Here is a 13,869-nt window from a genome sequence, read left to right on the forward strand (position 1 = left end):
ACCAACTCGGTTACTTTTCAATAATTACGATTTTATCGGATTGATTATTGGTTTTCAATATATAAATTCCTGCCGACAATGTTTTAGAAAAATTCAATTCTGTAATTCGGTTAGATTCTGAATAGGTCTTAACAGGAATTTGCAATAATCTTCCGTTTAAATCGAATATTTTAAATTCATCATTAGCGTTGGTATTTGATACGAATAATTTATTTGACGCCAATAGCGGATTTGGATAAACAATCCGTTTCATTGAAGGTTCCTCTTGAATATTTTCGGACTTTGAAAAATATTGCGTTGCAAAATGAAACGCTTCAATCCCCACTTTTTCTCCAATTTTTCTACCCGGAATATCATCGGCAGGAGGATGAATACCGCCCCAAATTCGTGATAAACTACATTGATCTGATGCATCTCGATAGGTTGCCCATTGTAATTTTACATCAACCGATGGGCCTTTTTCAAAAACTAAAAAATCATCTTTTTTGGCCACAAATTCTCCCATACCTCCAGGAAAATAAGCGCTTCCAGTAAGCAAAGTTAAAACTTCGGCCGCAGCTCTAGAAAATGTAGAGTGCCCAGAAACATAACCCGCAAATGGTGGTGTTACAAAGGTTGGGCGTTGGTATGGCCACCAGTTTTCGGCTAAAATCCAACCCACACCAGCAACATCTTCGTCAGGATTATCAATAAAATTATGACCTCTCCATGCGTAGAGTTTAATTTTTCCAACATGCTCGTTATTTACACCTGCTAAAACATCATTTTCGCCTACAATCTCAACCAAACCATGCTGTAAATGAATTCCAGATGTACTGTAATTTGGCAAACTAGTATCGGTACACTGCCCCATTTCGCACATATAGCGAATGGCCGAAATTGGCCTAATATAATCATACCAACCTTTAACGCCCCAGGCAGCTACAGCGGCATCGTGCATGGCGCCACCTAAAATAAAATATGATTTAACGTCCCATTCCAAATCGCTTAAAATATCGCCTTCTCCTTCAAAACGTTTCTGCAATAATTCATGATCGTTTACATAATTTAAAATAGTAAACCAATGCCCTGGTGGTGTTTCGGAGTCTGGTCCATCTGCCCAAAATTCGGCTAGAATTCTTGTATAATCACCTCTTGGAACGACTTGCTCTTGATAAGGCAATAAGGTTATTGGGTTAATATCATGTCCTTTTCCTATGTCGCCACCTTCAATTTCATTGTAGAATGAAGGATAATCATTGAATGATTCTGGGAAATCATTACTACTGATATTCCCCATAGATTTTGGTGAGATATCCCATAACACACCATCATCAGGATTTAATTGCGCACTCCACTTAGAAACCAGTGAAAAGCCCCATTTATAATCGTTAGAATCGTTGTAAGGCGGTTCGCCTGGGTTGTGATAAACTTGGTAGTTATGACCAGATCGATTAAAAGTGGTTTTATCATCTTTTGATAAAGAAAAAGGCTGCACATTCCCCCATTCTGGACCTAAAAAATCTGGCGTAACACCACCAATAACATTGCCGCTTTGGTCGATAAAATTATTAAAGCTCAATGGTTGCCAACGATTGGGATTGATATTTTCAATAGCTTCTGGATAAGACAAGCTCAATGCTTCGTTTACCGGTTGATAGTATTTATTTTGATACTGATTAGCTTCATTACTACCATCTTGCATACCAAACGTAATAATTTGAGAAGCAATGTAATTTCCTAGTGCTGCTGGATCTCCTGTACTGTAATCTGTGGTTGTGATAGAAATATCGTAACCCAATGCTGCCATAATTTCATCTAAGATGTTTTGGGCAAGCGCAGGATTAGGCGCATGTTTAAATCGATGTGATAACAACGTGTAAGCTGCGTAACTAATGGTTTGCTTTTCGGCTTTAGCTTTTGTTTCTTCCGTAGTAAAACCTTCAAAATCGGATTGAAAAGCACCTACATTTTGCCCTAGAATATACGGTGATGCATTATCGTTGTAAACCGCCCAAGCATCGTACATAGCCACACTGGTATGAAACAAATTTCGGGCGTGTACTGTTGGCCGCGCGTAATCTTTTCTTATTAATTCTAATAAAACTTCATTCCATAATCGTGCTACCGATTGCTCTCTGAAATCGACATCATATTCGGATAGCTTTACAGTTAAATCGACCGATTTACTAATACATTTTGAATTTTTAACAACCACTGAAACTTTACCCGTACTGCCTCTTCCCCATTTTACAATGATGGAACCATTATTCTGCTCCTCTAAAATCTCTCCACCGGTTACCTGCCATGTAAGCGATTCGTTCTCAGAAAACGGATAACTATACGACTCTACACTACCATAAAAAGCCTTAACAGTTCCTGTTATTTTCTTCGTTTTTAAATAATTGCATTTGCCTGTACTTGTGGTTGCAAAAGGATTATAATTACATGAATTCTCATCGGTGCAACCATAAGGTTTCACACTTGGTTCAATATCTAATATTTGAAAACCATTACCTTCAATGGCTAAAATGGTATTGTTTGCAGCAATATTTTTGTGAGTTTCAATTAAACCTGAAGGCCATGTAATGGTAAGTTCTAAAATTTCATTGTCTGTACCTAAACCAAAATGCACGGGTTTTAAATGTTGACCTAAAAAGCCTTTCCCAGTATAAAATCGCGTTAAAAAACCAGTTGCAGTCTTTATAAAAACTTTTGTACCAATGGCATCTCGATTTGATGTTGTTCCTTGCAGTTTTACTTTAAACCAATTTAAGTTTTCTGCAGGTTGAACAAAATCGGTGATTTTATTTTCGTAGAGGTAAGATGGTCCATCGTTATTGGTTACAAAAACATCTAAATCGCCATCGTTATCAAAATCGAAAACGGCTTCACTAACGCTAATTGTTGCTTCTCCTAAACCAACCGCTTCAGAACTATTTACAAGCGTAGATTTAAAATTTTCTAATTGATTTTTATAATAAGTGTTTACATATTTTCCAGAACTCCCAAACTCGAAACCATTGAGTACCAATAAATCTTCATCACGATCTAAATCGAAATCAGCAAAACGTGCATCCCAAGCCCAACCTGTATTGTAAACTCCTAACGATCGGCCTAAATTAACATAAGTATTATTACCTTGATTTTCGAATAACTGATTGTCGCCAATAGCGGTTACGTAAAAATCGAACGCACCATCTCCATTGTAATCGCCAATAGCAATGCCCATGTCGTCTTTGGCATAATCTAAACCATAACTCGCAGCGCTTTCGGTAAAACCATTACCTTGATTGTTGATGTATAAATCGTTGGTTTCATCGGAATAATCGTTAGCAACATACAAATCCATCCATCCGTCGCCATTAAAATCGAATGGTATACTTTGGTAAGAATGTTTGTTTTTTGTTACTCCCGAAATGATACTCGTAACATTGGTAAAAGTACCGTTTTGATTATTTCTGAAGAGTCGATTACCATCATAATCTGATCCCCAGTCTGACATGTAAATATCTAAAAAGCCATCATTATTATAATCGAACCAGGTTGCGCCAGTATTAATATTTCTGTTGAATTTACTGAAACCCGCTTGAAGGGTAACATCTTTAAACGTACCGTTTTTTTCGTTGTGAAAAAGTTGAATTTTAAAGGTATTTGTTAGGAATAAATCAGGATAACCATCATTATCATAATCGCCCCAGAATGCACCAAATTTGTGGCCATTTAAAGCATCTGTATACTCGGATTCTTCGGTTGTTGGAAATAAATTTACTAAACCTGAATTTGCCGTAATGTCGGTAAAAGTACCGTCATTATTATTTCTAAATAATTTACTCTGTGTTTTTTCACTAGTGCTTTGGTCTTGAGCTTTGGCAACAACAAATAAATCTAAATCGCCATCGGCATCAAAATCGGCAAGTGCACAACCGTTGTTTTCTTGTAAAAGATTTAATCCCGCATAAGCCTCAACGCGATCAAATTTTTGGGCATACAAAACGCTGTTGGCTCCTAAGATTAGAAAGCCAATAAATAAGGTGGTGGTGAGTAATGCCTTATTTTTAGCCCACATCGTGGTTTAAAAATTAATAGTTTTAGTTAGTTGGTTCTTAAAATTAATATATATTGCGTTATCGCCCAATATTTCGATATTTTTTAATGGAAAAAGGTCGTTTTTAGTCCATTTTTCACCAGATTTTTTCCAAAGCATCAATGTGGCGTACACTTTGTTTGCATCGCTATCAGTTTCGGATTTTGTAACGTTAATTACAGCGCTTTCGTTACTTTCTGGATGCAAACCTGTTGTGAGTACAACTTCGGTTTTATCCCAACCTAATACTGGAATCATCGCTAATTGATAACTTCCATTATCGATTATTGTAGCTTCATAACCTTTAACCTTTTTCGTGGTTACTTTTATACCTGCTTCAAATTTTGGCAAAGCGTAATGCCCTAAGCGTATATCTAATGGTTTATCACTTACATTTCTATCGACTCTTAAAATACCATTTGCTAAAGGAATATCTACAAGGTTAAATTTGATGGACTCATCAGTTTCTAAAACAACATCACGGAAATACATGCCATCTTCAAAACGTTTAAAATCGTATAGCCTAAATGCTTCCCACGCTTTATTTTTGTTTTTAATGAGATAGTTCATAGCTACTTCTCCATCTTCGCCATCAGCCTGCCAAGGAAACGCACTGTTGTATGACAGACGATTATAATTTTCGGTAGAACGGAATTTTTGCCAATCATCTTTAACCTTTTCGTGGCACCACGCTCTAATTTCTGAAGCACCAATATTAGGATAATCGGTTATTAAAATTTCTGAAGCCTCTTGGAATTTATTGTAAACGTTATCTTTTTTAAGCTCATCTTCCCATGCGCCGTTATTTTCGGTGGCTGTCCAAAATGGATTATCATCTGGCACTAACAAACCTAAAAAGGCTTTTCCCATCCAATATACACTTCCGCGGCAGCTGTAATTTTGCACTGCGGGTTCGAACGCGCCATAAAACCCTAAGGTTGGCACGTTATCTTTTATAAAATCGGGATGCGTAAAAAATTGTTTAATGACGCCTGACGAAATACGTCGCATCCAACCGTAATTGATCGTATCATCATCTTGAAAGCCCATTAAAGGAAACGGAATTACAGAACCTATACGGTAGCTTATACTGCGCCCATACATAATCATTTTTCCATCTTTACTGAATAAATACGGGTAATTATCTTTTAAATCCTCAAAATTGTTAATGAATTTTTCTGCGATTTCTGGATAGTATTTTTTACCAAAATATTCCGACCACACCATGCCATACATTTGGAATGCCCACATGCTGTAATAATCGTAGGCAGGACTATCGTTGTACCAACCTTGTCCGCGATAATGTGTTAAAGAACGCTCTAAATACTCAACCAACAATTTTTCGTTGACTTTGTAACCTTGCTCTTTAAAAAAACTTAAAACGAAAATATTGAAGAATTTCCAGTTAGAATCTACCGTTGGCCCATCGCCATAACTCAGCATAATTTTTGATAAAGCCGCCTTTTGATCGTCTGGTAACGGGTGCCACAACACCTCTGGATTGATTAACATCGATACGGCTAATGCCCCAAACTCTACTAAGTTTTGACTTGGCCCACCATTTTTTGATCGTGGTACTATGTACGAAGGACTTTCAGGATTTGCCAACAACCCGATTTGATAACGGTAATAATCAGCAACCTTAATATTGTTTATGGTTAAATCTGGATTTTCCTTTAACAATGGCGCCGCCACAAATAACGTTCTGCATAAACCTTCTAATTTTTCTGTCGGTACTCTGCCCTCATCATGCGGATAACTTTTACCAGGTTGCTTCGGAAACTTCATTGGGTCATCCAAAGTATTTATGTAACTAAAAGCACCTTTTAATAAATACATTGCGGCATCTTCCCAGTGCTGCTTCGTCATTCCTGTGTGCGGACTTAACTTATAATCGGGATTGTTTATTTGAAAGGGCTCTAATTCCTTTTGAGCAAATCCATAAAAATTCACGCTAAGTAATACCAATAAAAAAAGTAGGTTCTTGTTTAAATTCATGTTTTTGATTAATGTTTAACTACAAATTTCTTTTTAACGGAAACACCTTTATTTTCAATTTCTAAAACGTAGATGCCCGATGACATTTGCGCAGTATTCACTACAAAATGATCAGAATTTGTAATTTTTGTTTCTTGTAATTTTACACCTCTAATATCGGTAATTTTAATATTAACCGTATTTAATTTTAAGTTTGATTTATTTATTTTAACATGTAAAGCATCATCTGAAGGCACAGGGTAAACACCAATAGCATCTTCCAACTTAGTAGTATTTACAGATAAAGTTCCTGCTGCCAATGCTTCCACTTGTGCTGGAGATAAAGCGTAGTTATATACTCTAAAATCGTCTACACTACCATTTAATAACGGATCTGGAAATTGACTTCGACCAATATAATTTAATGCTGGTTTAATATTTAATGGGCTACCAAAAGCACTGGTAGATTGCGCTACTTGCTGACCATTTACATATAAAACCACACCGCTAGTACTAATGGTTACAGCCACATGTGTCCACTCGCCTGTTGGTAATACCGACGACTCTATAAACTGTTCGCCGCTGCCTATTTTCATGCCAAAGCGTAAAGTTCCAGCTCCAGAACTTGGTGTTAAAAATAAATATTCGTTCGTGTTATTACCAAAATCGAAAATGCGTTGCCACGCGCCGCCGCCATTCCAATTTACCCACGTTGCCATTGTTAGTTCCTGGTGGCTTGCAATATCTGGCGGTAATTGCACAAAAGCATCAGAACCATTAAGTGTTATAGCTTGCGATTCGTTTTCGCTAGTTTCAAAAGATATAGTTCCTGCAGTTGCCGCATGATTTAAGTTTGTAGATGCATCTTGTGTATTGTTTTCAAAATTAAACTGAGCAACCAAACTTTGCGCTCCAGAAGCAGTTCCCGACGTGACATTTGAATATTCCGAACGGTTTAAAGAACCATCGATAGCCTTAATTTTATAAAAATAGTTTATACCTGAAAGTGCGGTATTATCTATAAACGCGGTGTTAGTAACCGTTCTTGCAATGGTATTGTACGCGCCGTTTTCAGCTTCCGCTCTATAAATATGATAACCTGCAACATCGGTTTCGGGGCTTGCATCCCAATCTAATCTTACAGAAGTGGGTTGTACCGTAGCCTCTAAATTAGTTGGTGCACTTGGCGCATCAAATTCTATAGGTGCATCAACTGGTAAAAAACGCCATTCTTGGTTGGCTCCTCCATTTTTTTCCCACTGAACAATATTTGCACCTGCATTTGTTCCTGCTTGATAAACGTCAATACAATGCGAACTTTCTCGGCTTCTTATTAAAAACCAGCCATCAGATTGGTAATCGAGATACCATTGTTGGTTTCCGCCATTGGCTTGCGTCCATAAATGAATGTTTCCACCGTTATCTAAGGAAAAGTTATTGACATCTAACGATCGATTGGCATCCGAAAGCACCTTAATTCTGTAATAACTAAAATCGCCACCAATATCAATCGGTACAGGTACGACGGTAAATTTTTGACTGCTTGAACCTACGTAATTATTTTGACGAACGTTAGCGCCATCACCAGATCCGCTAACCTCCATGACCAAGCCACTATTTTTGTTTACGATTTTGTATTCGCCATTTATTTCTGGCTGAACATCTTCGCCCCAAGATATATTTACCACACGTTCTGCATTTCGTTGAAGTGCTGTTTGGTAAGCTCCATTTGGGTCTGCTGGTAACTCCATAACATATTCTCGCTGTGGCCCAACACCATCGTAATACACCACTCTATCTTTCGATAAAAAAGTATAATTTGTTGGTCTTGCTTGCCTTTCGGAAGTACCACCAAAAGCTTGTACTTTTCCATTTGTATGACGATATACCGAAGCGGAAGTCCAATTTGGACGATGTTCGGCATACCCTAAACGAACGCCATCACTAGCTTTTACAAACTCACCACGAGCAAGTTCTGCAGTGCCCCACCAAATACCTGTTTGTAAACCGTACTCTACACCAACCATGGCTTCCATAACATTATGAAGCTCGTCGTTAGTAGCATGATTACCATCTGAACTTACCGTTTGAAAAAAGTTGGCGTAATTATCGAAACTTCCTGCTAATTGATGGGTATTGCCTTCATCTAACCGAGTTTTTAAATAATTATACCAATTTAAGGCTTCATCTGTATTAAGTGTATTACCTCCAGAAACTCTAATATTATCGAAGTACGAATTACTTTTTAACTGCCCGCAAATATTATAAAAATCTTGCATGGTTCCTTGTCCCGTATTTGTAAAATCTGGTTCGTTAAAAGGAGATACTGTAACAATATTAAAGCCTTCGGCTTCATGCATTTGTGCTGTAACCTCAATTAATTTCGCCCAATTTGCCGCATTACCTTTAAAATAATCGTTAACACTTGGATGATCGGAATTTAAAACCACATTTGTTCCAGCGCCCAAATTATTTTTAATAATGTCTATTCTTAAATTTGTATTTGTTAAAGCATCACCTTGAAGTGTCTCATCATTTAATAAAGGTTGTGTTGGCATAAATGATGAACGGATAACATCCACATTATTGGCCTCCATAAAAGCCATACCACGAATAATATTTCTCTCGGATAACCATGCTAAATCTAAACCCCAAGTAATTGGTTTTGCAATACCTGTAGCTTCTACATTAAACACTATGGAACGGTCTGAAATAGGTTGAGCCTTTAAATTATCGCTTGCGCTCGACACTTGCGAATAGCTTGATTTCATCACAAAAGTTAAAGCCATAAAAAGCAAAGTTGCTTTAAAATGAATATTCATAATAAGATTAGTTTTAGTCTAGTTTAAATAAAAGTGTAAATAACACACTTGTTTGGTAAATACAAATTTATAAAATTGAAGCCTTAAAAACAGGGGAAATATTATCCAAAAACAGGGTATAAAATGCCTGAATCCTAAAAAACACATAAAAATTGTAAAACATTTAAATGTTTAGTGAATCATCACATCAGTTTAAATTTAAAAATAAGTTTTAAAGTGTGAAAAAATAAAAGTCATTTTATACCCGTAAAAAATCATTTTATAACCCTCCTAAATCTCTAATAATCTTTATATTTGGTAAAAGTGTATAACCAACACTTATAATTAATTAAATTAACTAAACTTTTATTTAAGACATGAAAAAACTATTACATTCAAAAACTAGAAAAAACTATTTTTTAAAATTTGCGTTAGTACCGCTCTTGTTATTCGCATTTGCAACTATATCGAATGCACAAACTTTAATGCATTCGTACACATTTAATGGAAACGCTAACGATGGAACTGGTTCGGCTAATGGCTCACTATCTGCTACCGGAGCAACATTTTCTCCAGATGGAAAAATCAACCTAAATGATGGCTATTTAACTTTTGATGCAGGAGTTATTGATGTTCCTTCTTATACGAGTATTACTTTTGAAGTTGTATTTAATCAAACTGCAGGACAAACAGGGTTTCATACATTACTTGCTTTTGGTACTCAAGGAAGCTTAGGTTCAGATTATGTACAGCTACAACCCGCTAGAGCCGATGATGTTTTAAGAGCCGCAATATCTTGTAACAACACCACAAACCCTTGGGCGACAGAAACAGGTATTAATGACACTTCTGAAATAACAGATGAAGATGTACACCATTCCGTAATTACTATTACGGCTGATGAAATGGCCTTATATCTAGATGGTACATTAATTGGAACAACGGCCCTTGCGGGAGACAATGTATTATCTAACATTGGAAACACATTTGCATCATTAGGTTATTCCACTTACATGAATGATCCATTATGGAGCGGTTCTATAGATGAATTTAATATTTATAGCGGTGCTATGGATGCCACAACAGTAAGCTCAAGAGCTGCCTCTTTTTTGGGTGGTACAAATGCTAATTTAGCGACTTTAACAGTTAGCCCAGGTACTTTAACTCCAACATTTGATGCTGGAGTTATATCTTACGGTGTCTCTGTACCTGCAGGAACAACTTCGGTTAATATTAGTGCAACCACTGAAGATGGAAGCGCAACAATTAACTCAGGTGTTGGTACTTTGACATTAACCGATGGAGAAGGAACTGCCAGTATTTCTGTGACAGCTTCTGATGGTATAACAACTAAAACCTATAATTTAAGCATACAAGAAGAGTGCTTTATGCCACTTGGTGCAAACAACCTTGTACCAGACCCTTATTGCGCAGATAGATCTGTTTACCAAGGATGGGGAAGCGTTAGTGTTACGAATGATTTAGCAGAAACATACTGTGGAGGAGCTTCATTAAAATTAGGTAATGGAGGTAGTGGTTGTGATGCTGCATTAGATATTAACCCTGCGACATTTTTACAACCAGAAACTACCTACCGTGTTAGAGTAATGGTTAAAACTGTAGATGGAAATATTGGCTTTAGAGTAAGTGCTGCTGATCCAACGTTTGATTATTCTATTGATACAAATGGCGTATGGGAATTACAAGACTTTACATTTACTACTGGTGCAGGAGCAACAACCGACGGATTTATTTCATTTAATAAATGTGATTCTGCTTCAAATGCGACTTACACTTATATAGACAATTTTGAAATTTACGATATGTCTACCTTAAGTGCCGATGATTTTGAATTAAATAATGTTGCTTTCAAATTATATCCTAACCCTTCAACTAACAATGTTTTTAAAATTGCATTAAACGATTTTGACAGTGCTGTTAACGTTAAAGTATTTAACCTTTTAGGCAAAGAAGTAATAAATAAAGATTTTGTTTCAAACTCTAAAACTATTGAAGTAAACCATAAACTAAATGCTGGAATTTATATTGTAAAAATTAACGATTCGGCTACTTCAAAACTTATTGTAAAATAACAACCATGATTAATAGCCATGTTAGAATATTTATTTGGAACTATGGCTTCAATTAATTCATTCTAATTTTAAGAGGCTGTCTTAAAAGTTATAAAATCTAAAATGCTATTCCGTATATTTTCGGAAAGATTACAGTATTAAACTCGCTAGATTTTCACTTTTAAGACGCCTCTTTTTTTATTCATATTCTTTTAAAAGAAACTTAATTCACCATCATTTTAATAACCGATGTTGTTTTAGCGCCTTGTAATTCGCAAAAATATATACCGCTTTTTATATTACTCGTTTCCCAATTAAACTCATTTAAACCTTCATTTAAATAACCAGTGGCAATTGTTTTCACCACTCTTCCTGTAATATCCACTATTTGTAAATTAGCTTGAAAGCCTTCTTTTAAACGGATTATTATTTTGGTTTTATTTTGAAATGGATTGGGCACATTTTTAAAGGTTATTAACTTACTATTTAATGCTTGTGTACTTAAAGCTTCATCTTTTTTTACCATAACAACATTTGCCGAATATGCCGGTGCTGTAAACGAAATGTTCTGATTATTTACCATGGCTTCAAGTGTAGAAACTCCAATTTTATTAGGCTGTAAAAAGGTATTTTCATCATAAATTGAAGCTGAAGCAACACTTTTTACGCTTGCCATTTCTGGAACAAATTCATTATTTACAACCAAGTTAATATTGGTATTAGAAGCCGCAGTGTTAACGACTTTAAAATACATGGTATTACCATCATCGCTAAGTGTAGCAACCGCATCTAAATTATTATTAAAGCCTCCAGTTTTTATATAATTAGGCGCATAATACTCTCGCCATAATTTCATAACCACATAATTTGGGGCTGCAAACCAGTCGGAATTATTAAAGTTTATAAAGGCATTATTCCAAGCATTTGCCGATGTATGTCTTAACCACAATGCTGGCCCACCAAGGGTAAATTTTTCACCTTGTCGTTCAAACATGTTTAGCATACCTCCAGCATATAAACCGATACGCCAATCTATTGGTCCCCATAAATTCCATTCGGACATATAAATTTCTACATTTGGATTTGATGAATTACTAATACTATTAGATAAATTTTCTATGAATGTTTCATAAGTAGCCACACCTGTTTTAAAATTATTCTCGTTTTCATAATGATGCACACTTATATAATCGATTAAATGCGCGCATTCGTTTAATAAGGTTTCATTCCAATTATAATCGTAACCACCACTTCCGCAAGCAATAATTTTAATATCTGGATATTTGGTACGCATTGCAGGAGCAAACTCCTTAACTATATCTACATAAGCGTTAATACCCGCACTCCAAGTTTCATTATCAATTTCCCAAAAGGTTACATTATAAGGCTCTGGATGACCATTTGCCGCTCTTACAGCACCCCAAGTGGTGGTTGCGTCGCCGTTGCAATATTCCATCCAATCGAGTGCATCTTGCAAGTATTGTTCTGGCGTCAATTTTTTAGGAATGGTAACACCACAAGTTCTATCTAAAACACCAGCATTAACCACAATTAAAGGTTCTGAACCTGTCATTTTACACATGGTCATAAATTCGTCGGTACCATAGGAATTCACATCGGCATCGTTCCATAATTCCATGGGATAAACAACCCTATTATCTTGCGACCCAATAGCATCTTTCCAGAAATAAGCCGATACGTAACAACCACCAGGCCATCTAATAATTGGAGCTTGTAAGTCATCTACAGCTTGAAATAAATCGGGTCTAAACCCATTATTATCTAAAGCATCTTGTCCCATCAAACTCACCTGATCGATTAATACGGTTCCAGTATTTGATGTTCTAATTTTTAAACTTCCGTTTGTTGTTGAAGTTACCGAATTCAACTCAAAATTTAATTTTTCCCAATCGTTGCTCGCTGTGATAACCGTAGTTTGATCTAGCACCGAATTTCCGTTGTTTAATGATACCGATAAAGATGTACCTGATGCTCCTTTTGCCCAAATTGAGCCTTCGTACTTTTGAGGAATAATATTAAAATCGTGTTGCTGAATATAGGCTTCGGAAGCTTCATTATTGGTTAATTGTAAAGCAAAATTACTATTTAAAGCATCTTGAGTTTTATAAATAGTTGCATTTGCTGATTTTTCCCAGTTAGCAAATGCAGCTTCACCAATTTCAGGTAATTGGTTATAGATTGTGTTCCCACTTGGAATTTCTGACACCACAATATTTCTATAACTAGCCGAAGTAGCCCAAGTACCAATTCCGGCTTGCCCCGTTAAATGTGCGTTGTTATCTATAAAATCGAAAAGAAGTGTACCGTCAAACCACACTTGAAAATGATTGCCTTCACAACGAATTCTTATATCGTACCAAACGTTATTCACTATACTTCCTGGGCTAGTTAAATTGTTATAAACGCTCCAACGACCACCTCCAACGTTACCTTTTTCAATGGCGTGTTGCGTATTTCCCCAACCTGCTATATTTAACCAATAAAAATTATCTCCGTTAGCCCTAAACATTACCAAGAAACCTTCGTTACCTCCTGTTTTTTTTGCTTGTAAATTAATTTCATAATCTTGCCAAACGACATCTCCAAAAGTCAATCGTACATTTTCATTTAAAGAATTTTGAATAATTTCATTTTCCGAAATATGCCAATCACCACTAGTGCCACTTAAACGTTCAAAACTTCTATTCCAAACCATATCGCCCCACAAACCATTGTTTGCTGAATTGTAAATATGCTCTAAAAACTGTCCGTAAACGTTGATGTCTATTTGATGTTCTACCTGTTCGGTATCAATGCTATAAGTTACTTGCGAAACTACTAGATTACAAGAAACAAATAAGCATACGGTTATTATTTTTAAAAATGTTTTCATAATAAATTTGTTTTACGTTTAAAACAAAAAAAGCAACTAACATGATGTTGTAGTTGCTTT

General features: G+C 36.0%; 5 protein-coding genes. 1 reads left to right on the top strand and 4 read right to left on the bottom strand.

Going from position 1 to position 13,869, the window contains the following annotated elements:
- Positions 1 to 10: 10 nt before the first annotated feature.
- Genes PK35_RS17045 through PK35_RS02610 form a run of 3 tightly spaced genes read right to left on the bottom strand, consistent with a single transcriptional unit; the run spans position 11 to position 8,865 of the window.
- Entirely contained in the window at positions 11 to 4,048 is a 4,038-nt protein-coding gene (locus PK35_RS17045; RefSeq protein ID WP_052825790.1) for an FG-GAP-like repeat-containing protein, read from the bottom strand.
- A gap of 6 nt (positions 4,049 to 4,054) precedes the next feature.
- Positions 4,055 to 6,064 (bottom strand): DUF2264 domain-containing protein, encoded by a 2,010-nt coding sequence (locus PK35_RS02605; RefSeq protein WP_052825792.1) that lies wholly within the window; start codon positions 6,062 to 6,064, stop codon positions 4,055 to 4,057.
- A gap of 8 nt (positions 6,065 to 6,072) precedes the next feature.
- Positions 6,073 to 8,865: a LamG-like jellyroll fold domain-containing protein gene (locus PK35_RS02610; protein WP_044625065.1), complete on the bottom strand. Its 2,793-nt coding sequence runs from the start codon at positions 8,863 to 8,865 to the stop codon at positions 6,073 to 6,075.
- A 356-nt stretch (positions 8,866 to 9,221) separates the two neighbouring features.
- Here PK35_RS02610 and PK35_RS02615 point away from each other — a divergent pair, with 356 nt between their 5' ends.
- A complete protein-coding gene (locus PK35_RS02615) occupies positions 9,222 to 10,937 on the top strand; it encodes a LamG-like jellyroll fold domain-containing protein (RefSeq protein ID WP_044625066.1) in 1,716 nt (571 codons plus the stop codon).
- 202 nt (positions 10,938 to 11,139) lie between these two features.
- Here the strand turns inward: PK35_RS02615 and PK35_RS02620 are convergent, their stop codons facing one another.
- Entirely contained in the window at positions 11,140 to 13,809 is a 2,670-nt protein-coding gene (locus tag PK35_RS02620; RefSeq protein WP_044625067.1) for a 3-keto-alpha-glucoside-1,2-lyase-like domain-containing protein, read from the bottom strand.
- Between the last annotated feature and the right edge of the window lie 60 nt (positions 13,810 to 13,869).

This window comes from Neotamlana nanhaiensis, assembly GCF_000943555.1.
Classification (GTDB): Bacteria; Bacteroidota; Bacteroidia; order Flavobacteriales; family Flavobacteriaceae; genus Neotamlana; species Neotamlana nanhaiensis.

What these genes read in the sequence shown, in the direction of transcription:
- PK35_RS17045 (WP_052825790.1), bottom strand. Translation starts at nt 4,048, where the DNA reads ATGTGGGCTAAAAATAAGGCATTACTCACCACCACCTTATTTATTGGC.
- PK35_RS02605 (WP_052825792.1), bottom strand. Translation starts at nt 6,064, where the DNA reads ATGAATTTAAACAAGAACCTACTTTTTTTATTGGTATTACTTAGCGTG.
- PK35_RS02610 (WP_044625065.1), bottom strand. Translation starts at nt 8,865, where the DNA reads ATGAATATTCATTTTAAAGCAACTTTGCTTTTTATGGCTTTAACTTTT.
- PK35_RS02615 (WP_044625066.1), top strand. Translation starts at nt 9,222, where the DNA reads ATGAAAAAACTATTACATTCAAAAACTAGAAAAAACTATTTTTTAAAA.
- PK35_RS02620 (WP_044625067.1), bottom strand. Translation starts at nt 13,809, where the DNA reads ATGAAAACATTTTTAAAAATAATAACCGTATGCTTATTTGTTTCTTGT.